This is a genomic window from Blautia sp. MSK.18.38 (assembly GCF_024460535.1).
Classification (GTDB): Bacteria; Bacillota; Clostridia; order Lachnospirales; family Lachnospiraceae; genus Blautia_A; species Blautia_A fusiformis.
On record NZ_JANFYP010000010.1, the window covers coordinates 33,625 to 54,856 of the forward strand.

Genomic DNA, 21,232 nt, shown 5'->3' on the forward strand with positions numbered 1-21,232 from the left:
GAGAGGAAAAAGAAAATGAAGAAAAGTAGAGGAATTGCAGTGCTGCTTCTGACAGCAATTGTCACAGTATTCTTCTGCTATGTGGCTGCGGTAGGCATTGGTCCTACAGGAACAGGTTCGGCTAAGAATATCAACACCGGACTTGATCTTGCCGGCGGTGTCAGCATCACATACCAGGCTAAGGACAGCAATCCGAGCAAGGAAGACATGTCCGATACTGTTTACAAGATGCAGCAGCGTGTTTCTCAGTACAGTACTGAGGCACAGGCATATCAGGAAGGTTCCAACCGTATCACCATTGAGATTCCAGGAGTATCAGATGCAAATGCGATCCTAGAAGAACTTGGAAAGCCAGGTTCTCTGTATTTTATCGATCAGACAGATGCAGATGGAAACCAGAATTTTACAACAGGAAACAGTGAGAGTGGATATGTTCTTGCAAGAAGTATTGAGGATATCCAGAAAGCCGGATCTGTTGTACTGGAAGGTACAGACGTTGCAGATGCTGAGGGAGGTGCTTATCAGGATTCATCCACAAGCTCCCAGAAATATGCAGTCAGTCTGACTCTTACAAAGAATGGAAAAACCAAATTTGCGGAAGCTACCAAGGCAAATGTTGGAAAGCAGATCGCAATCGTATATGACAATCAGGTTTTAAGCGCTCCGAATGTAAATGAGGAGATTTCCGGCGGAAAAGCTCAGATCACCGGAATGGCAAGTACAGAAGAGGCACAGAATCTTGCTTCTTACATAAGAATCGGTTCCTTAAGTCTTGAGCTTACCGAGCTTCGTTCCAGCGTAGTTGCTGCACAGCTTGGTGAAGAAGCCATCGCAACAAGTGTAAAAGCCGGAGCGATCGGTCTTGTGATCGTTATGCTGATCATGATCATCGCATACCGTATCCCAGGTCTGGTTGCATCTGTTGCACTGGTTCTTTATACAACCTTAATGCTGATCACACTGAATGCCTTTGATATCACCCTTACGCTTCCGGGTATTGCAGGTATCATCCTGGGCATTGGTATGGCAGTGGATGCCAATGTTATCATCTACGCCAGAATCCGTGAGGAGATCGCGGCAGGCCTTTCTGTCCATGCAGCGATCAAAAGTGGATTCGGCAAAGCGTTTTCCGCTATTTTTGATGGAAACATCACAACACTGATCGCGGCTTGTGTGCTGATGTGGCTTGGCTCCGGTTCTGTTAAGGGGTTTGCCTACACGCTGGCAATGGGTATCGTGATCTCCATGTTTACAGCACTGGTTATATCCAGGCTTGTTATTAATGCGGTATACGCAATTGGTGTTCGTGACCCGAAATTCTATGGCATTGCCAAGGAACGTAAGGTTGTGGATTTCGTTGGAAAGAGAAAAATCTTCTTTGCTGTTTCCATTATCCTGATCCTTTGCGGACCTGTAGGAATGCTGGTCCACAGTAATGTGATCGGTGACAAAGCCATGAATTACAGTCTGGAGTTTTCCGGCGGTACTTCTACTAATGTAACCTTCAATAAAGAGATGGATATCAAGGAGATCGATTCCGAGGTAACACCGGTTGTTGAGGCAGTGACAGGTGATAAGAATGTACAGCCGACCAAGGTGCAGGGAACCAATCAGGTAGTGATCAAAACACGTTCTCTGGATCTTAAGGAACGAGAAGCACTGAATAAGGCATTAGAGGAAAATTTTGATGTAGATACAAGTCTGATCACATCGGAGAATATTTCCGCTACTGTCAGCAATGAGATGAGAAGAGACGCTATCGTAGCGGTTATCGTAGCTGCGATCTTCATGCTTCTTTACATCTGGTTCCGTTTCAAGGATATCCGCTTTGCAAGCAGTGCAGTACTTGCACTTCTTCATGATGTCCTGGTCGTACTTGCGTTTTATGTTATTTCCAGAACATCTGTGGGAAATACATTTATTGCGTGTATGCTGACGATCGTAGGTTATTCCATCAATGCTACTATTGTCATCTTCGACCGTATCCGTGAGAATATGAGAGGCAGAAAGAAAGTTGAGGATGAGAAACTGAAAGAGATCGTAAATACCAGTGTTACAGAAACTCTGACACGAAGCATTTACACATCCCTGACAACATTTGTAATGGTTGCAATTCTTTATGTAATGGGTGTTTCCTCAATTAAAGAATTTGCAGCACCGCTGATGGTAGGTATCATCGGTGGAGCATATTCTTCTGTATGCATCACTGGTGCTCTGTGGTACACCATGAAAACATTCAGAAAAAATCGTGTTGCAGCACCGGCAGCTGCAGCAGCTTCCGCAAAGATTTCTTCCGAGAAATCTGAGAAAAAGGTAAAACAGCCATCCGGACAGCAGACAGCTCAGCAGCAGCCGAAGAAGAAAAACCGTAAAAGAGTTGCCGAGCGCCTTGCAGCGCAGGAGGCAGCAACGCAGCAGAATGATGAGGAGAAATCTGAATAAAATTGCTGAATAACAGAAACGTTCCGTACCGGGAAAGAATATTTCCTGGCGGAACGTTTTTTTTGTGTGGCATAAAAAACTTGCAGCTATGCAGGAGTATGAGTTACAATACGGTTATTGTGTTGCTTTGAAGAAAGAAAGCGGCAAAGCATCAAGGAGGAAACAACATGGAACGATGGGTTGTTGCTGCAAAACGGGCGGACTTTGCGGCAATTGGAAAAGAGTTCGGAATTGATCCGGTGATCGCCAGACTGATCCGAAACCGGGATGTACAGGACAGGGATGAAATTCGCAGATATCTTTATGGAAAGGTGGACGAACTGGCTTCTCCACATTTGATGAAAGATGTGGATAAGGCAGTGGAGATCCTGCGGAATAAAATAAAGGAAAAAAAACGCATCCGTATTATAGGCGATTATGACATTGATGGGGTAGTATCGACCTTCATTCTGATCAAAGGACTGAAGCGTGCAGGAGCTCTGGCAGATACATATATTCCGGACCGTGTGGCGGACGGATATGGAATCCATGAGCACCTGATCGAAAGAGCAGTGAATGATGGGATTGACGTAATTGTTACCTGTGATAATGGAATTGCGGCGTACAATGAAATCACTATGGCTAAAGAGAAGGGAATGACGGTGATAATAACCGATCATCATGAAATTCCCTATAAAGAAACGGAAGATGGAAGAGAACTGATCCTTCCGCCGGCTGATGCCATTGTAAATCCAAAACAGCCGGACTGTAATTATCCGGAGAAAAGATTGTGCGGAGCAGTTGTTGCGTTGAAACTGGTGACAGCTCTCTATGAGGCATGCGGGATTCCGGAAAAAGAGCTGGAAGATTTTCTGGAATTAGGAGCCATTGCCACGGTGGGAGACGTGATGGATCTTCAGGGTGAAAACCGCATCCTTGTAAAGGAAGGCCTGAAACGACTTTCCCACACTTCTAACAAAGGTCTCCGTGAACTGATCCGTGCCAATGGCCTGGAGGATGGGCCGATCACTGCCTATCATGTAGGGTTTGTGCTGGGACCATGTATCAATGCCAGTGGAAGACTGGATACCGCTGCACGTTCCCTGAAACTGCTCTGTGCGGAGACGGAAGATGAAGCAGCAAAACTTGCCGGTGATCTGACTGCGTTGAATCAAAGCAGAAAAGCTCTCACAGAAGAGGGAAAGGAAGCAGCGATCCGTATTGTGGAAGAGACAGAAATCGGACAGGACAGGGTTCTTGTGATCTATTTACCGGACTGTCACGAAAGCCTGGCCGGAATTATTGCGGGACGCATCCGGGAAAAGTACAATAAACCGGTCTTTGTACTGACAAAAGGTGAAACAATGGTGAAAGGTAGCGGACGTTCCATAGAAAGCTATTCCATGTTTGAGGAACTGGTAAAATGCGGAGATCTGATGGAACAGTATGGTGGTCATCCCATGGCGGCAGGATTATCCATTAAAGAAGAAAATGTGGAAGAGTTCCGCAGACGGTTAAACGAAAACTGTACTCTGACAGAAAAGGATCTGGCTCCAAAGATCCTGATCGATGTGCCAATGCCGGTTTCCTATATAAATAAGGAACTTGTGGAAGAGATATCCCTGCTGGAGCCTTTTGGAAAGGGAAATACCAAACCGATTTTTGCACAGAAGGGACTTCGGGTTTTAAGCAGCCGTATTCTTGGCAAAAATAGGAATGTGGCAAAGCTTCAGCTGTCAGACAGTACCGGCTGTGTAGTGGAAGCAGTATATTTTGGAGAAGCAGATGAATTTGTTGATAGAATAAAAAACTGTGGAAGTATTGCGGTCACATATTATCCTGAGATCAACCGTTATCAGGGAAGAGAGACCTTACAGATCGTAATCCGAAATTATATTACAGAATAACAGGAGAAGGTATCACTAAAATGCAGATCCTGACAGCGAGTAATTGACTGTAAAACAGGAAAGAAGGCTCTATACTGGGCAATATGCAGTCCAGGGCCTGTCGTAATTCCGCGAGTTCTGTCGGGTTGCACATTGATTCCCTACAGAAAAAGTGCTATACTATCTAACATCTGATTGACAAATTAAACCATTGGAGGTTATTATGAAAAAAATAGAAGAATATGTAAGAAGTATCCCGGACTTTCCAGAGCCAGGGATTATTTTCCGTGACGTTACCAGCGTCCTTCAGGATGCGGATGGATTACAGCTTGCCATTGATTCTATGCAGGATTGTCTGGAGGGTGAGGAGTTCGATGTGATCACAGGTCTTGAATCCAGAGGCTTTATCTTTGGTATGCCGATCGCATATAATCTTCACAAACCCTTTGTTCTGGTCCGCAAAGCAGGAAAACTTCCATGTGAGACCGTTTCCAGAACCTATGATCTGGAGTATGGAAGTGCAACTATCGAGATGCATAAGGATTCCATCAAGCCGGGACAGAAGGTTGTTATTGTGGATGACCTGATCGCTACGGGCGGAAGTGTGGAAGCAGCCATCAAGCTTGTGGAGGAGCTTGGCGGCGAGGTTGTCAAGGTGGTTTTCCTTATGGAGCTTGCAGGTCTGAAGGGACGTGAGCGTCTCAAAGGTTATAATGTGGCATCTGTGATCTGTTACGACGGAAAATAATTTTTTGTCGGTGGAAGGGGATGTGAACTGTTGTAGTCATACGGCAGTATGAAATTGTGCACAGGCAGGTGGGATTTAATGGCAGAGACAAAAAATACGGAAAAACAAAACATTGAGATACAGAAGGAAGAAGAAAAAAGAGAGTCTGTCCGGAAGGCAGATGCGGCGGTGAAATCCATGCATGATTTTACAAGCCCTGAGGTTCTTTATCAGGAGCTGATAAAAAGTGTGAAGAAATATCATCCGTCTACAGATATTTCCATGATCGAAAAGGCCTATAAAGTGGCCAGTGAGGCACATAAGGATCAGAAACGTAAATCCGGTGAACCTTATATCATTCATCCTCTCTGTGTTGCGATCATCCTTGCGGATCTTGAGCTGGATAAGGAAACCATAGTGGCAGGCCTTCTTCATGATGCGGTAGAAGATACTTGGATGACGTATGAAGAAGTAGAAAAGGAATTTGGTTCTGAAGTAGCGCTTCTGGTAGATGGTGTTACCAAGCTGGGACAGCTGTCCTATTCCAAGGACAAGGTAGAGGTTCAGGCTGAGAATTTAAGAAAGATGTTCCTTGCAATGGCTAAGGATATCCGCGTCATCCTGATCAAGCTTGCGGACCGTCTTCATAATATGCGTACCCTGCAGTATATGAGACCGGAGAAACAGCAGGAGAAAGCAAGAGAAACCATGGATATCTATGCTCCCATCGCGATGCGGCTTGGTATTTCCAAGATCAAGGTGGAACTGGATGATCTTTCTCTTAAGTATCTGAAGCCGGATGTTTACTATGATCTGGTAGAAAAGGTTGCTCTTCGCAAAAGCGCCCGTGAGGAATTTGTTAATTCTATCGTGAAACAGGTAAAGCAGCATATGGAGGATGCCAATATCAGGGCACAGGTGGATGGCCGCGTGAAGCATTTCTTCAGCATCTATAAGAAGATGGTCAATCAGGATAAAACCATTGATCAGATTTATGACCTGTTTGCCGTACGTATCATTGTAGATACTGTGAAGGACTGTTATGCAGCTCTTGGTGTTATCCATGAGATGTATAAGCCGATCCCCGGCAGATTTAAAGATTATATCGCAATGCCGAAGGCCAATATGTATCAGTCTCTGCATACAACGCTTATTGGTCCTAACGGACAGCCTTTCGAAATCCAGATCCGTACATTTGAAATGCATAAAACCGCAGAATACGGTATTGCAGCTCATTGGAAATATAAGGAAACTTCCGATGGTAAGAAACCTGGAAAGAGTGAGGAAGAGAAGCTGAACTGGCTGCGCCAGATCCTGGAGTGGCAGCGCGACATGTCCGATAACCGGGAGTTCATGAGTCTTCTGAAAAATGATCTGGATCTTTTTGCGGACAGTGTTTACTGTTTCACTCCCCAGGGAGATGTAAAAACACTTCCCAATGGTTCTACACCTATTGATTTTGCATACAGCGTGCACAGTGCAGTAGGAAACAAGATGGTAGGTGCCAGGGTCAATGGCAAACTTGTTCCTATTGAATATAAGATCAAAAACGGTGATCGTATTGAGATCATAACATCCCAGAATTCTCAGGGCCCCAGCCGTGACTGGCTGAAGATCGTAAAGAGCACACAGGCTAAGAATAAGATCAACCAGTGGTTTAAGAAAGAACTGAAGGAAGATAATATCCTGAAGGGTAAGGACATGCTGAATCAGTATGCCAAGACCAAGGGCTTTAAACCAGGCATATATACCAAGCCACAGTATATGGAATCGGTAATGCATAAATATGGTTTCCGAGACTGGGATTCTGTGTTGGCAGCGATCGGACATGGCGGCCTGAAAGAAGGTCAGGTGTTTAACAAGCTGGTAGAAGCCTATGAGAGGGAGCATAAGAAGAATCTTACAGATGAACAGGTCCTGGAGGCAGCTTCCGAATCACAGGAGAAGCTTCACATTGCCAAGAGTAAGAGTGGCATTGTAGTAAAAGGCATTCATGATGTGGCAGTTCGTTTTTCCAAATGCTGTAGTCCGATCCCGGGAGATGAGATCGTAGGCTTTGTAACAAGAGGAAGAGGGATCACCATTCATCGTACAGACTGTGTGAATGTGCTCAACATGCCTGAGATTGACCGGAAACGTCTCATTGAAGCAGAGTGGCAGATGCCGGACAGAGCGGATTCCGAGAAATACGAAGCGGAGATCCAGGTTTATGCAAATAACCGTACCGGACTTCTGGTGGATATTTCCAAGATCTTTACAGAGAGGAAGATCGATCTTCGTTCCATTAACAGCCGTACCAACAAGCAGGAACGCGCCACGATTTCCATGTCCTTTAATGTATGCAGCAAACAGGAACTGAATTCTCTGATCGAAAAGATCCGTCAGGTTGAAAGTGTTCTTGATGTAGAGCGAACGACGGGATGACCCGATAAACGGAGGAATTTTTATGAGTAAACTTGAAATGCAGCAGTGTGTGCTGGGCCAGGTGTTTACCAACTGCTATTTTCTGAAAAATAAAGAAACCGGAGAACTGCTGATCGTAGACCCGGGAGACTATGCAGAAAAAGTTTTTCAGAAAGTATCTCTTATGCAGGGAAAACCGGTGGGGATCCTTCTGACACATGGTCATTTTGATCACATCATGGCTGTAAAGGAAGTGAAGGAAAAATATCAGATCCCGGTTTATGCATGCATGCAGGAAGAAGTGATGCTGGCAGAGCCCACGATAAATATGACTGCTGTTTATGGAAGTGCCTGTTCAATTAAGCCGGATGTTCTTCTGGATGACGGGCAGATTTTCGAAGCGGCAGGATTTTCCATCCAGATGTTCCACACACCGGGACATACCAAAGGAAGCTGCTGCTATTATATCAAAGACGAAGGTGTGCTTTTCAGCGGAGATACATTGTTTTGCGGCTCTGTGGGAAGAACCGATTTTCCTGGAGGAAGTTCTGCTGAGATCGTAAGAAGTCTTCACAAGCTTGTGGATACTTTGCCGGAGGATACAGAAGTATTTCCGGGGCATGACGCATCCACAACCATTGGTTATGAAAAGAGGTATAATCCATTTGTATAAGATTGGTATTTTGTTTCAGAACACAGATTTTGAGCATGATGTGTATGAACTGATCAAAGCGTTTTATCCCGGAAATGAGATCGTTTCTCTTTATGAAGAGGATGATGCGGATTATGATATCCGCTTCCGGGTCTCACGTGATGAAGAAGGTTATACCATCAGTTACAACAACGGAATAGAGAAAAAAACAGCTCATGGGGCTGTGATAGAAGGGCAATCCAGTGGAGAAGCTTCGGATGCCCTTATTTCTTGCAATGATGCCCATGATATCCGCAGAAAAAATAAAGACGCGATCAAATACGCTCTGTATCAGATGCTTTCCAAAGCTACAGGAAAGACACTTCCCTGGGGAAATCTTACAGGCATCCGTCCTGTGAAAATGGCTATGGGAATGCTGGAGTCCGGAATGAAAAATACGGAGATTGCCAGATATATGAGAGATCAGTATCTGGTAAGTCCGGAGAAAACAGCTCTTGCAGTTACCATCGCAAATCGTGAGCGGGATATCCTGAAAAACATTGATTATGAAAACGGTTACAGCCTTTATGTTGGCATTCCTTTCTGTCCGAGTATCTGTCTGTACTGTTCATTCAGTTCCTATCCGCTGGAGAGATGGCGTAAATATGTGGAGGCGTATCTGGATGCGCTGGTAAAGGAGATCCGGGCTGTTTCCGGGATGATGAAAAAACGAAAGCTGGATACGGTTTATATCGGTGGGGGAACACCTACCACACTGGAGCCGGATCAGCTTCGGAGACTTCTTGGCGCGATCACGGAATATTTTCCCTGTGAGGAGCTGGAAGAATTTACGGTTGAGGCAGGAAGACCGGACAGTATAACCTTGGAAAAGCTTCAGGCGATCCGGGAGTTTCCGGTTACCAGGATTTCTGTAAATCCACAGACCATGAATCAGGAAACCCTGGATATCATTGGCAGACGTCATACAGTAGAACAGACAAAGAATGCGTTTCATCTGGCAAGAAAAGCCGGATTCGACAATATCAATATGGATCTGATCGTGGGTCTTCCCGGCGAAGATATCACAAAAGTGCAGCATACACTGGACGAGGTAAAAGCTCTCGGGCCGGACAGCCTGACCGTACATTCTCTTGCTGTAAAGCGTGCGGCAAGACTGAATATTTTCCGTGATAAATACCAGGAGATGACCTTTGAAAACAATCAGGAGATCATGGATCTGACTATGAAAACGGCCTACGAGATGGGAATGGGCCCTTATTATCTGTACAGACAGAAGAATATGAAGGGGAATTTTGAGAACGTCGGGTATTCTGAGGTTGACAAAGCAGGGATTTACAATATACTGATTATGGAGGAAAAGCAGCCGATCATCGCACTGGGTACAGGTGGTTCCTCCAAGCTTGTGTTTGATCACGGACAGCGCATTGAGCGTGTGGAGAATGTGAAGGATGTTGTCAATTATATCACACGTATCGATGAAATGATCGAGAGAAAACGCAAGGGCATTGCAAAATGGCTGTAGACGGAAAGGAGAGACGGATCCTTGAAAAGCGTACAGAAGATAAGTGAAACTACGCAGGACCGGATCCTGGAAATGGATCTTTCCGCAGAGCTGAAACATGGGGTTGTTGTCAGTAACCTTGCCTATGATGTGGCAAAGGAGCTTGGTCTTGGTGAGAAAGAATGTTATCAGCTGGCTATTGCCGGAATGCTCCATGATATAGGCAAGCTGAAACTGGAAGGATACATTAATGGCCAAGAGCAGAATCCGATGGTCATTGAAGAACTGAAATATGTTCGCATGCACTCCACATTAGGTTATGAGATCCTAAAAGACCAGGGATATTCCGATTATGTTCTGGAAAGTATTCTTTATCATCATGAGAATTTTGACGGCAGCGGTTATCCCAGCAACAGAAGCGGAAAGGATATCCCTATGGGTGCAAGGATCCTGAGAGTATGTGATGTATATGCGGCTTTGAGTATGGACAGACCATATCGGAAAGCTCTGGAAAATGATGAAGTTTTAAGACTGATGATCGATGAGATTAAAAACTTTGACATGCAGGTGTTTCTTGCATTTCAGAGGGTGATTCATAAAGGAGGAAACTATGGCATTAAAAAAGAAACCAGTTACAGGAATGAAGGACATTTTACCGAAGGAAATGGCAATCCGTAACTATGTGATGAATATGATCAGAGAGACGTACGGAACCTTTGGTTTTTCCGCAATTGAAACTCCCTGTGTAGAACATATTGAGAATCTCTGCAGCAAGCAGGGCGGTGAAAATGAAAAGCTGATCTTCAAGATCATGAAGAGAGGCGAGAAACTGAAACTGGATACTGCAAAAACAGAGAATGATCTGACAGATTCCGGACTTCGCTATGACCTGACCGTACCGCTTTCCAGATATTACTCCAATAATGCAAACGAGCTTCCGGCTCCGTTTAAGGCACTTCAGATGGGAAATGTATGGAGAGCTGACCGTCCGCAGAGAGGTCGTTTCCGTCAGTTTATGCAGTGTGATATCGATATCCTGGGTGAGCCGACCTATCTTGCTGAGATCGAGCTTGTACTTGCAACTACAACACTTCTTGGAAAACTGGATTTCCAGAACTTTACGATCCGTATCAATGACAGAAGGATCCTGAAGGCAATGGCTCAGTACAGCGGATTCCCGGCAGAGAGCTTTGATACTGTCTTTATCATTCTTGACAAGATGGATAAGATCGGCATCGAGGGAGTTGCAGAGGAGCTTGAGAAAGAGGGCTTTGAGAAAGAGAGCATTGACACTTATCTTGGACTTTTCCGTGAGATCACCAACGATGTTGAGGGTGTCCGTTATATTAAAGAAAAACTTTCTGATGTTCTGGAAGCAGGTATTGCAGAGGATCTTGAAACAATCATCAACACTGTAGAATCTGTAAAAACAGCAGACTTCAAAATGTCCTTTGACCCTACACTGGTACGTGGAATGTCCTATTACACAGGTCCGATCTTTGAGATTTCCATGGATGAGTTCGGCGGAAGCGTCGGTGGAGGCGGACGTTACGATGAGATGATCGGTAAATTTACAGGAAATAATACCTGTGCTTGTGGTTTCTCCATTGGATTTGAGAGAATCGTTATGCTGCTTCTTGAGAGAGGCTATGAGATTCCAACCAAGAATGGCAAGAAAGCATATCTGATCGAGAAGAACATGCCGGCAGACAAGCTTCTGAACATCCTGAAACAGGCAACTGAGGAAAGAAGTGCAGGTACACAGATCAATATCTCTATCATGAAAAAGAACAAAAAATTCCAGAAAGACCAGCTGGCAGCAGATGGTTATACAGAGTATGTAGAATTTTTCAACAGAGACTGAAACTGCCCGTCTGAAAACGGAGATAGCAGAGTAAATTAAAATGACTATGAAAAAAATAGTCAGAGGAGGATAAAGAGATGGCTGAAAGCATGCAGGGACTGCACAGAACTTGCCGATGTGCAGAAGTGACCACAGAGATGGTCGGAAAAGAAGTAACATTAATGGGATGGGTGGCAAAAGCCAGAAATAAAGGAGGTCTTGTATTTGTGGATCTTCGTGACCGTTCCGGGATCATGCAGCTGATTTTTGAGAATGGCAGCATTGACGAGGAAGGCTTTACAAAAGCAGGTAAACTGCGTAGTGAGTTTGTTATTGCTGTAACCGGTACCGTAGAGAAACGTGGAGGAGCAGTAAACGAGAATCTTGCAACTGGCGAGATCGAGCTTCGTGTAAAATCCCTCCGTGTTCTTGCTGAGGCAGATGTTCCTCCATTCCCGATCGAGGAGAATAGCAAGACAAAAGATGAGATCCGACTTAAATATCGTTATCTTGATTTAAGAAGACCGGATCTTCAGAGAAATATCATGATGAAGAGCAAGGTTGCCCAGCTTACAAGACAGTTCTTTACAGAAGAGGGATTTCTTGAGATTGAGACACCGATGCTTGGAAAGAGTACTCCTGAGGGAGCCAGAGACTATCTGGTACCATCACGTGTTCATCCGGGAAGCTTCTATGGCCTTCCACAGTCTCCGCAGCTGTACAAGCAGCTTCTGATGTGCTCCGGATTTGATCGTTATATCCAGATCGCAAGATGCTTCCGTGATGAGGATCTTCGTGCTGACCGTCAGCCGGAGTTCACACAGATCGATATGGAGCTTTCCTTTGTTGATGTAGACGATGTTATCGATGTTAACGAGAGATATCTTGCATTCCTGTTCAAAGAAGTTCTGGATATCGATGTAAAACTCCCGATCCAGAGAATTACCTGGCAGGAAGCTATGGATCGTTTTGGTTCCGACAAGCCGGATATGCGTTTCGGTATGGAACTTCATGATGTCAGTGATATCGTAAAAGACTGCGGATTTGGTGTGTTCACAGGTGCGCTTGAGAACGGCGGAAGTGTTCGTGGTATCAATGCAGAAGGTCAGGGCGCAATGCCGAGAAAGAAGATCGATAAGCTTGTTGAGTTCGTAAAAGGTTATGGTGCAAAAGGTCTTGCATACATTGCCATTGCAGAGGACGGAACCAGAAAGTCTTCTTTCGCCAAGTTTATGACAGATGAAGAGATGGATGCTCTTGTAAAAGCTATGGACGGCAAGCCGGGAGATCTTCTTCTTTTTGCAGCAGATAAGACAAAATTGGTATACGATGTACTGGGAGCACTCCGTCTTGAGCTTGCAAAACAGATGGATCTTTTAGATAAAAATGAGTATCGTTTCGTATGGGTAACAGAGTTCCCGCTTCTTGAGTGGAGCGAGGAGGAGAACCGTTTTACAGCAATGCACCATCCGTTCACCATGCTTATGGAAGAGGATCTTCCGCTTCTTGACACAGATCCGGGAAAGGTTCGTGCAAAAGCATACGACATCGTTCTTAACGGAAATGAGATTGGCGGCGGCAGCGTGCGTATCCATCAGGATGATATTCAGGAAAGAATGTTTGAGGCACTTGGCTTCACAAAAGAAGCTGCACATGAGCAGTTCGGATTCCTTCTGGATGCCTTCAAATATGGAGTTCCGCCACACGCAGGACTTGCATATGGCCTTGACAGACTTGTTATGCTTATGGCAAAGGCAGATACGATCCGTGATGTTATTGCATTCCCGAAGGTCAAGGATGCCTCCTGTCTGATGACTCAGTCCCCTAGCCAGGTAAGTGAGGCACAGCTTCATGAGCTGGGACTTGACCTTGAGCCGCAGAAAGAAGAGGAAGAATAAAAGATCATGCAACCGACAATCTATACATTTCTGATCGTTTGTCCACTTGTATTTCTTGCCGGATTTGTAGATGCTGTAGCAGGCGGGGGAGGACTGATCTCCCTGCCTGCTTATCTTTTGGCCGGAGTTCCTGTACATAATGCTGTTGCCACCAACAAGCTGTCATCAGCAACAGGAACATTGATCTCAACTGTCCGTCTGTGTAAAAATAAATTTGTGGACTGGATCCTGGTGCTTCCATGTATTCCAATGGCGCTTCTGGGATCTTCCATAGGAGCTCACCTTGCTCTTATAGCCAGTGATAAGCTCCTGCGTTATATGCTGATCCCGGTTCTTCCGGTGGTTGCTTTTTATGTGCTGCGCAAGAAAAATATGGATGAGAAGGGTGGCGAGATCGCCAGAAAAAAACAGATCCTGCTCTGTGCCGTATGCTCTCTTGCTGTAGGATGCTATGATGGCTTTTATGGACCAGGAACAGGAACTTTTCTCTTGCTTTTGTTTACAGGATTGGGAAAAATGAGTGTGGCAAAAGCTTCCGGTACCATGAAGGTTACCAATCTCTCTTCCAATGTAGCGGCTCTTGTTGTATTTCTGCTCAGCGGAAAGATTGTGATCATGCTTGGAATTGCAGCGTCAGTGTTCTCGATCGCAGGACATTATACCGGTGCAGGTATGGTTATGAAAAACGGAAGCCGGATCATACGGCCTATTATTCTTATAGTCCTTGCATTGCTTTTTATAAAGATCATATCCGGAATATAAAAAAGAAGAATATAAAAAACCCGTGAAGATCACGCTTTCCTGTCAGAGAAAGCAGATATTCACGGGTTTTCTAGCTTTTATTCTTTATTCGTTATCTTCGGTAGAATCTTCAGGAACCGGTGAAGCGGTAAGAGTTCCGAAGATGGCATTGCCCAGTTCGGTACCTGCATTCTCAAGCTTCCAGGATGCACCATCGTTTGTGAGATGGAAGGTAGCAGTGGCAGTTATGGTTGCCTGATTATTCCTGATACTGTCCAGAAGCAGTTCATGTGATTTGTTGTAACGCTTCTGGGAACCGTCGATCACTGCATCAGCAGAAGCCAGATAAGTATTCAATTCTTTTTCGTACTGTGTAAGAATGGAATTACTGTCAAATGTGGTAAGCTCTGCGTCCACCTCAGCAAGATATCCGGAAACAGAGGTGCTTGATATTTTGTAGTTAAAACAGGAGTGAAACTGTTCCATAAGGGCAGAGGCAATGGCGTTTTTTGCCGAATCTGAAGTATTCAGAATGGAATCCAGCCCTAAATAATTAGCCATCTGCTTTACATCCATTTCCTGAAGCGTTTTCAGATAGACGGTAAGCGTTTCGGCAGGCGGCACAAGATCAGGATCGGACAGATAGGTGATAAGGCCACCGACCAGATCATTTTCGAGAGAGGAACTGTGCGTAATCTCCCAGTCAGGTTCTGAAGAAGATCCAAGATTGTTTAGTTGGATGGAAGTATTGCGTTCTGCAGAACTGTACGTGTTATTCTTGAGAAGCTTGTACAGGAGCAGATAACGCTGCTCCAGGGAATTTCCGTTATCATTTTCTTTACCGGAGGCGGTTTCCAGTATTTCTTCCTGAAGGCTTGCAGAAACAAAATCACTGGCAAGAGCCTCAGCATCCAGAGTAGTAAGCTTAAGCTGCGCAGAAGCATTTTTTTCGTCGCTATCAACGGATATACCTAGGATTTTGTAATCGAAATTCTGAAAGAAGAGAGAAAATACTTCTTTTATGTCAGCAGAAAGCTTTGTGCTGTCATCAGAATCCGGAAACAGTTCCTGATAGGATATGTACTGCATGGTTGTTTCAGAGTCCAGATTTTTAAGAAGATCCAGATCTTTTTTGATCGCCTTCTCCGCCTGAGCTTTGGCCGACTGGGAGCAGCTACATAAAAAAACTGAGAGAAGAATGATCATTAAGAAAGCCAGCAGATGTTTCACTGTCTTCATATTGTTCTTTCCTTTCAAAAAAGTTATATTATAATATTCTAGCAGATAAAGCACTGAAAGTCAAAATATCGCAAAAAAGGAGAAATTAAGAAAAATGCAATATAATTACAAATATGTTACACAGGTTGAAATCGGATTATTATGGTGCTATAATAAAACCCGTTTTTGCGGAACTTTTTTATCCGCTTGATTCAAAGCAGAGCTTATAACGAATGAAATATAGGAGGGGACAGGATGTCAAAGAAAACAGCAGTAGTGCTTAGTTGTGTGATATTTGTGCTTCTGATAGTGTTGATGATCTGTGAAGTAATGAATCCTGCAGGCGGACCAGCACTTTTAAGGAAGATTTTCTGATAAGAAGATACATCCTGCTGAACATAAAGTATTAAAAAACTGGAGTGAGATTTATGTCCCAATACAGAAAAAAACAGGACAAAAAAAGATTGTACAAAGGTATAGCGATCGCAGCGGTGGTTCTCGCAGCAGGAACTGTTTTTGTCAATATTATACTGGGAATGGCAGATCATCATACTGTAGATCAGAACAGCAGTATTGAGGCAGAGGAAACAGTTACATATAAAGATCAGATATATGTTCCGAAGGGAAATCTGGAAACATATCTGATAGCCGGAATTGATGATCCTGGTAAAGTACAGGAAGTAACTGAATATGACGGTACCGGCCAGTGTGATGTTCTGGTTGTTATTGTGAGAGACAGAAGTACAGACACATGCAAGCTTCTTTCTGTTGACCGGAATACTGTCACACCTGTCAGAAGCCTTGCTGATGACGGAACCTATCTGGCAACAACAGATATCCAGCTGTCCCTTGCGCATTCCATGGGGCTTGATCAGAATATGAGGGCTGAAAACACGGTGGATGCAGTGTCCACTCTTCTGAAAGGACAAAAGATCGATGGCTATGCAATGATCAACATGAGCGCGATCCAGGTAGTGAATGATATGGTCGGAGGTGTGACTGTTACCATCGAGGATGATTTTTCGGAGAGAGATCCTTCTCTAAAAAAAGGTGAAACAGTTAAGCTGATGGGAGCGCATGCTGAAAATTATGTTAGAGGCAGAATGGATGTTGCGGATGGCACTAACCAGAACCGCATGCAGCGTCAGAATGATTATGAAGAGGCATTTAAACCTGCTTTCAGATCCAAATGTGATTCGGACAGTAAATTTCCACTGCAGGTATATCATGCACTTGAGGACTATATGACTACCAATATCGGCGCAAAGAAGTTCTGCCGTCTGGCACTTCTTCTGTCAGATGACAAAAAAGATGACAGAGTTTCCATAAGTGGAACTTACGGTTCGGACGAGGAAGGCTGGCAGACATTTACGCCTGATGAGGACAGTCTGCAGCAGGTTGTCCTGGAGCTGTTTTATAAAAAAAAGGATTAAAAGAAAAATCCAGGTGCAGGCCACCTGCGGAAATATAAAACAAGGAGAAAAGCTATGAATCAGAAAGATATGAATGACGAGATGGAAATAGATCTTTTGGATCTTGCGTATATGCTTATGGATCACTGGCACCATTTGCTTCTCTGTCTTCTTGCCGGGGCACTGGCTTTGAATGCATTTGCATTCTTTTTCATTGAGCCAACCTATGAATCAACGGCAAAACTTTATGTGGTTTCAACCTCTGATGATTCAGTTGTCAATCTGAATGATTTGAATCTGGGAACTTCGCTGACATCCGATTATGAAGAGCTGATGTTCAGTTACCCGGTGCTGAACCGTGTAATCGAGAAACTGAAACTCGATATGGATTACGAAGATCTTGCGAAGCTGTATACACTGAACAATCCGTCTGATACGCGTGTGCTCCAGATCACAGCAACAACAACAGATCCTCAGCTATCTATGGACCTTGCAGAGACAATGGCAGAGGAAGCTGTTTCCTATCTGCCGGATACAATGAGTACCAAGGCCCCGAATATTGCACAGCATGCAAAACTACCTGAACACAAGGCTGCACCAAGCTATTTCAAGTTTACGGTGATAGGAGGACTTCTGGGGCTTCTCATCTGCGCAGGTATCCTGAGCGTCAGATATCTGATGGATGATACGATCCATACGGCAGAAGAAATGGAAAAATATTTTGGCCTTGTGCCGCTGACTACGATTCCTGAAAGCAGTAAGGTGAAAAGCTATGACGGAGAGGAAGAGTATAGCAGCAGAAAAAGGAGAAAGAGAAATGAATAAACTGAAAGTAGTGTTTCCGGATCTTCCCTATGCAGTAGAAGAGGCAATGAACCGTCTCAGGATCAATGTTAAATTCTGTGGCAAAAACACAAAAAAGATCCTTCTTACAAGCTGCATGCCAAATGAAGGTAAAAGTACTGTTTCCTCATATCTCTGGAAGATGCTTGCAGAAGCAGGTTTTTCTACTGTTATGGTGGATGTGGATCTGCGTAAATCTGTTCAGATGCAGAGAATGCAGGTGGAAAATGCGTCAGAAACAAAGGGCTTGAACCATTATCTCTCCGGCATGGCAGAATATGAAGATGTAGTCTATAAAACAAATATTGAAAATGCATACATAGTTCCGTGTACACAGCTTCTTGAGAATCCGTCCCCTCTTCTTGAGGATGCCAGATTCAGAGAACTGCTTGACAGACTTGCCGGAGAATATCGTTTTGTGATCGTAGATACACCTCCCCTTGGAAACGTGTCAGACGGAGCACTGATCGCTTCCATGTGTGATGGCGCGATATTGGTGGTCAGAGCCGGTCAAACACCGAAGGCAATGATAAAACAGTCTTTATATGAGATCGAACAGTCCGGATGTAAGCTTCTTGGCACAGTGCTGAACCGCGCGGAAGTTTCTACCAGAGGCTATGGTAAATATGGAAAATACGGAAACTATGGATATGGATACGGTTATGAGCCGGATACGAAACATAAGAAGCACTCAGAGAAATGATTGTTATCTTTTTATATCGTTATAAAGGATCAGACGTGGCGGGATCGTTTATAAATAAATCAAAAACAACAGGCGTATACCTGTGATAATTTAAGGGAGAGGTGAATCAAAATGAAGTCTATCAAAAAACTTGCAGTTATTATGCTTTCAGCTATGGTTCTGTTCGGAACAATGACCGTTCCGACAATGGCAGCTGCAAAATCACCAACAAAGCAGACTTTCAACACTGTGTCACTGAAAAAGAAAACTACAACTTACAATGGAAAAACCCAGCATCCGGTATTAACTGTAAAAGCTGGTAAAAAAACTCTGAAAAATGGTAAAGATTATGTTATAACATACAAGTATGGACAGAGTATGAAAACCGCCGGTAAAAAAATAGTTTATATCAACGGTATCGGCCGTTATGCAGGTTTCTATAAAACTGTAGCATATACGATCAACCCTGCTGTTCAGAAAAATGTAAAAGTTTCCAGGAGCAGTGTTGCAGTTAAAAGAGGAAAAGCTACAACCATCAAGCTTACAAAGGCAAAAGCTGCAAAAGCAACATGGACTTCCAGCAACTCCAAAGCTGTAAAAGTAAGTAAAACAGGTAAGATCATAGTAGCAAAAAATGCTAAAAAAGGCAAATATACTGTAAAAGTTACTGTTAAGCTGGCTAATCACAAGACTGTAACAAGGACAGTTAAAGTAACAGTTAAATAATCATTATTACATAAAAAATCTCCTGGCCACGAAGGGGATTTTTTTTTATGAAAAATCTGTGAAATCTGCATCGTTTTCTTCAGGGACTTTTCTTTTTAGAGTGAATCTGCTATGATGTTTGAAGCAACAGATAGTTTTAGTACGATGCTGAGAAAAGGGGACAGATATGAAAAAACGTATTTTGATCGCACTTGGAGTCCTTGTACTTGCAGCCGGTATCGGAGCCGGTGGATGGTATTATTATACACATCATGCAGGGTCCGCAGGAGGTAGCGATATTGTATATGTAACAAAGATAGGCAAGCTTTCGGAAATGGATTCCGGAGTGGAAAACCGATATGCAGGTGTTGTGGAACCGCAGGAAACGGTTCAGGTAAAGATCGAAAGCGGCCGAAAGGTAAAAGAAGTTCAGGTAAAGACCGGTCAGGAAGTCAAGAAAGGGCAGCTTCTTTTTCAGTATGATCTTGGAAGTATCCAGCAAAGTCTTCAGGAAGCACAGCTGGCCTTGGACCGCCTGAAAAACGAACAGTTAAGTATATCTGATCAGATCACTACACTGGAAGCTGAGAAAAAGAAAGCTACAGCAGATAATCAGCTTTCCTATACAATAGAGATCGAAACACAGAAAATGAATCTCAAGAAGAATGAATATGATCAGAAAAGCAAACAGGCAGAGATCGATAAGCTTTCCCAGGCAACGCAGAATACCGAGGTGCGCAGTGAGATCGATGGAGTGATTCAGAAGATCGATACCTCCAAGATGGGCGGTGATGATTCTGAGGGCGTGGAGGATACGCTGACAGAAGGCACGACGGATTCCACAGATTCCAGTTCCGGAAACAGCTCCGGCAATGCATTTATCACGATCCTGAGTACAGGTGCTTATCGTGTAAAGGGAACGGTAAATGAAATAAACCGTGATTCGATCATAGAGGGAACTCCTGTGATCATTCGTTCCAGGGTGGATTCTTCAAAAACCTGGAAGGGCACCATGGGCTCTGTTGACCTGGATAATTCTACCAGCAACAGCAGTTCGGATATGGCAATGTTCGGAATGTCCAGTGCCAGTGATGATCAGACATCATCCAGTACCTATCCGTTTTATGTGAATCTGGATTCATCTGAGGGTCTGATGCTGGGGCAGCATGTGTATATTGAACCGGACGAAGGACAGGATGAGAAAAAGTCCGGTATCTGGCTGAACGATTATTTTATCGTGGATGCGGATACAGACAGCCCATATGTCTGGATCGCAAACGGTCAGAACAAGCTGGAGAAGAGAGATGTCATATTAGGACAGTATGATGAAGATCTTGGGGAATATGAGATCGCAGACGGACTTACCGAAAAAGATAAGATCGCATTTCCGACAGATGAGCTGAAGGAAGGTATGTCTGTCGCAGAAGGTACTGCAGATCAGACTACAGCGGCTATGTGGGATGATTCTGAGGATGATGAAAGCTCTGATGATTCTGCATACACGGAAAGTGATGGCTCAGAGCCCGAAATGATCGAAGATGGAGCTGTAGACAGTGATATGATGGATGCGACAGACGACATTTCTTCGGGAGATGACCTTGTTCCGATGGAAGGAGCGCCGACAGAATGATTTTGGATTTAAAAGGAATATATAAGGATTATCAGCAGGGGAAAATGACAGTACCTGTATTAAAAGATGTAGATTTTTCCATGGAGGAGGGAGAATATGTGGCGATCATGGGACCTTCCGGTTCCGGAAAGACTACACTGATGAATATTATCGGATGCCTGGACAAACCTACCAAGGGAACTTTTCTCCTGAATGGAGAAGATATTGCCAAATGTACAGAGAATGAGATGTCAGATATCCGTTTGAAAACGATCGGATTTGTATTTCAGAGCTTTCATCTCCTTCCAAGGCAGAGCGCGCTGACAAATGTGGAACTGCCGCTGAATTATGCAAGGGTTCCCAAAAAGGAGCGCCGGGAACGTGCACGAAAAGCTCTGGAGCGTGTAGGCCTTGCCGACAGGGTGGATTTTAAGCCCAACCAGCTTTCCGGAGGACAGATGCAGAGAGTGGCTATTGCAAGAGCGATCGTAAACAATCCCAAGCTTTTGCTGGCAGATGAGCCTACAGGGGCACTGGATACGAAATCGGGAGCACAGGTTATGGAACTGTTTCAGAAGCTGAACGATGAGGGAGTTTCTGTGCTGATGATCACACATGACCCGGAGATTGCGGCACATGCCAAACGGGTTGTTATGATCCGTGACGGTGAGCTGCAGGAAAAGAGGTGATA

17 protein-coding genes are annotated in these 21,232 nt (G+C 44.2%); 16 read left to right on the plus strand and 1 reads right to left on the minus strand.

Annotated elements, in window-relative coordinates:
- Positions 1-15: 15 nt before the first annotated feature.
- From secD to NE638_RS08000, 10 genes are all read left to right on the plus strand, one after another.
- Complete coding sequence (secD, locus tag NE638_RS07955; RefSeq protein ID WP_173745994.1) at positions 16-2,442, plus strand: protein translocase subunit SecD; 2,427 nt, start codon at positions 16-18, stop codon at positions 2,440-2,442.
- A 167-nt stretch (positions 2,443-2,609) separates the two neighbouring features.
- Positions 2,610-4,328, plus strand: coding sequence for a single-stranded-DNA-specific exonuclease RecJ (recJ, locus tag NE638_RS07960; RefSeq protein WP_147603081.1), 1,719 nt, complete (start codon positions 2,610-2,612; stop codon positions 4,326-4,328).
- A gap of 202 nt (positions 4,329-4,530) precedes the next feature.
- Positions 4,531-5,055: an adenine phosphoribosyltransferase gene (locus NE638_RS07965; protein ID WP_092068853.1), complete on the plus strand. Its 525-nt coding sequence runs from the start codon at positions 4,531-4,533 to the stop codon at positions 5,053-5,055.
- A 78-nt stretch (positions 5,056-5,133) separates the two neighbouring features.
- Positions 5,134-7,458, plus strand: coding sequence for a RelA/SpoT family protein (locus NE638_RS07970; RefSeq protein ID WP_015524639.1), 2,325 nt, complete (start codon positions 5,134-5,136; stop codon positions 7,456-7,458).
- A 22-nt stretch (positions 7,459-7,480) separates the two neighbouring features.
- Positions 7,481-8,110 carry an MBL fold metallo-hydrolase gene (locus NE638_RS07975; protein ID WP_021650380.1) on the plus strand — a complete coding sequence of 210 codons (630 nt, stop codon included), beginning with the start codon at positions 7,481-7,483 and terminating at the stop codon, positions 8,108-8,110.
- Positions 8,082-9,611 (plus strand): coproporphyrinogen dehydrogenase HemZ, encoded by a 1,530-nt coding sequence (gene hemZ / locus NE638_RS07980; RefSeq protein ID WP_173745995.1) that lies wholly within the window; start codon positions 8,082-8,084, stop codon positions 9,609-9,611. Before NE638_RS07975 ends, hemZ begins: the two co-directional genes overlap by 29 nt.
- 21 nt (positions 9,612-9,632) lie before the next feature.
- Positions 9,633-10,268: an HD-GYP domain-containing protein gene (locus NE638_RS07985; RefSeq protein WP_227588522.1), complete on the plus strand. Its 636-nt coding sequence runs from the start codon at positions 9,633-9,635 to the stop codon at positions 10,266-10,268.
- On the plus strand, positions 10,201-11,454 hold the full coding sequence (hisS, locus tag NE638_RS07990; RefSeq protein WP_173722384.1) for a histidine--tRNA ligase: 1,254 nt from the start codon (positions 10,201-10,203) through the stop codon (positions 11,452-11,454). The genes NE638_RS07985 and hisS overlap by 68 nt, the downstream gene beginning before the upstream one ends.
- A gap of 77 nt (positions 11,455-11,531) precedes the next feature.
- Entirely contained in the window at positions 11,532-13,331 is a 1,800-nt protein-coding gene (gene aspS / locus NE638_RS07995) for an aspartate--tRNA ligase (protein WP_015524642.1), read from the plus strand.
- 6 nt (positions 13,332-13,337) lie between these two features.
- Complete coding sequence (locus NE638_RS08000; RefSeq protein WP_021650384.1) at positions 13,338-14,093, plus strand: sulfite exporter TauE/SafE family protein; 756 nt, start codon at positions 13,338-13,340, stop codon at positions 14,091-14,093.
- 84 nt (positions 14,094-14,177) lie between these two features.
- On the opposite strand, the gene NE638_RS08005 is transcribed toward NE638_RS08000, so the two are convergent.
- A complete protein-coding gene (locus NE638_RS08005) occupies positions 14,178-15,311 on the minus strand; it encodes a hypothetical protein (RefSeq protein ID WP_173745996.1) in 1,134 nt (377 codons plus the stop codon).
- Positions 15,312-15,754: 443 nt separating this feature from the next.
- On the opposite strand from NE638_RS08005, the gene NE638_RS08010 reads away from it, so the two are divergent.
- The 6 genes from NE638_RS08010 (at position 15,755) to NE638_RS08035 (ending at position 21,230) form a co-directional block, all read left to right on the plus strand.
- A complete protein-coding gene (locus NE638_RS08010; protein ID WP_173745997.1) occupies positions 15,755-16,723 on the plus strand; it encodes an LCP family protein in 969 nt (322 codons plus the stop codon).
- Between the two features lie 54 nt (positions 16,724-16,777).
- Positions 16,778-17,527 carry a YveK family protein gene (locus NE638_RS08015; protein ID WP_114002601.1) on the plus strand — a complete coding sequence of 250 codons (750 nt, stop codon included), beginning with the start codon at positions 16,778-16,780 and terminating at the stop codon, positions 17,525-17,527.
- Positions 17,520-18,248 carry a CpsD/CapB family tyrosine-protein kinase gene (locus NE638_RS08020; RefSeq protein WP_173745998.1) on the plus strand — a complete coding sequence of 243 codons (729 nt, stop codon included), beginning with the start codon at positions 17,520-17,522 and terminating at the stop codon, positions 18,246-18,248. The genes NE638_RS08015 and NE638_RS08020 overlap by 8 nt, the downstream gene beginning before the upstream one ends.
- Before the next feature lie 111 nt (positions 18,249-18,359).
- Positions 18,360-18,953, plus strand: coding sequence for a hypothetical protein (locus tag NE638_RS08025; protein ID WP_015524651.1), 594 nt, complete (start codon positions 18,360-18,362; stop codon positions 18,951-18,953).
- Positions 18,954-19,119: 166 nt separating this feature from the next.
- Entirely contained in the window at positions 19,120-20,562 is a 1,443-nt protein-coding gene (locus tag NE638_RS08030; protein ID WP_118608507.1) for an efflux RND transporter periplasmic adaptor subunit, read from the plus strand.
- Positions 20,559-21,230, plus strand: a complete 672-nt coding sequence (locus tag NE638_RS08035; protein ID WP_015524653.1) for an ABC transporter ATP-binding protein — start codon at positions 20,559-20,561, stop codon at positions 21,228-21,230. The genes NE638_RS08030 and NE638_RS08035 overlap by 4 nt, the downstream gene beginning before the upstream one ends.
- The last annotated feature ends 2 nt before the right edge of the window (positions 21,231-21,232 follow it).

Bases quoted from the DNA above. Each gene is read 5' to 3' on its own strand.
- NE638_RS08025 (WP_015524651.1), top strand. From the start codon at position 18,360: ATGAAGTCTATCAAAAAACTTGCAGTTATTATGCTTTCAGCTATGGTT.
- NE638_RS08020 (WP_173745998.1), top strand. From the start codon at position 17,520: ATGAATAAACTGAAAGTAGTGTTTCCGGATCTTCCCTATGCAGTAGAA.
- NE638_RS08035 (WP_015524653.1), top strand. From the start codon at position 20,559: ATGATTTTGGATTTAAAAGGAATATATAAGGATTATCAGCAGGGGAAA.
- recJ (WP_147603081.1), top strand. From the start codon at position 2,610: ATGGAACGATGGGTTGTTGCTGCAAAACGGGCGGACTTTGCGGCAATT.
- hemZ (WP_173745995.1), top strand. From the start codon at position 8,082: ATGAAAAGAGGTATAATCCATTTGTATAAGATTGGTATTTTGTTTCAG.
- NE638_RS08030 (WP_118608507.1), top strand. From the start codon at position 19,120: ATGAAAAAACGTATTTTGATCGCACTTGGAGTCCTTGTACTTGCAGCC.
- aspS (WP_015524642.1), top strand. From the start codon at position 11,532: ATGGCTGAAAGCATGCAGGGACTGCACAGAACTTGCCGATGTGCAGAA.
- NE638_RS07965 (WP_092068853.1), top strand. From the start codon at position 4,531: ATGAAAAAAATAGAAGAATATGTAAGAAGTATCCCGGACTTTCCAGAG.
- secD (WP_173745994.1), top strand. From the start codon at position 16: ATGAAGAAAAGTAGAGGAATTGCAGTGCTGCTTCTGACAGCAATTGTC.
- NE638_RS08015 (WP_114002601.1), top strand. From the start codon at position 16,778: ATGAATCAGAAAGATATGAATGACGAGATGGAAATAGATCTTTTGGAT.
- NE638_RS07970 (WP_015524639.1), top strand. From the start codon at position 5,134: ATGGCAGAGACAAAAAATACGGAAAAACAAAACATTGAGATACAGAAG.
- NE638_RS08000 (WP_021650384.1), top strand. From the start codon at position 13,338: ATGCAACCGACAATCTATACATTTCTGATCGTTTGTCCACTTGTATTT.
- NE638_RS08005 (WP_173745996.1), bottom strand. From the start codon at position 15,311: ATGAAGACAGTGAAACATCTGCTGGCTTTCTTAATGATCATTCTTCTC.
- NE638_RS07975 (WP_021650380.1), top strand. From the start codon at position 7,481: ATGAGTAAACTTGAAATGCAGCAGTGTGTGCTGGGCCAGGTGTTTACC.
- hisS (WP_173722384.1), top strand. From the start codon at position 10,201: ATGGCATTAAAAAAGAAACCAGTTACAGGAATGAAGGACATTTTACCG.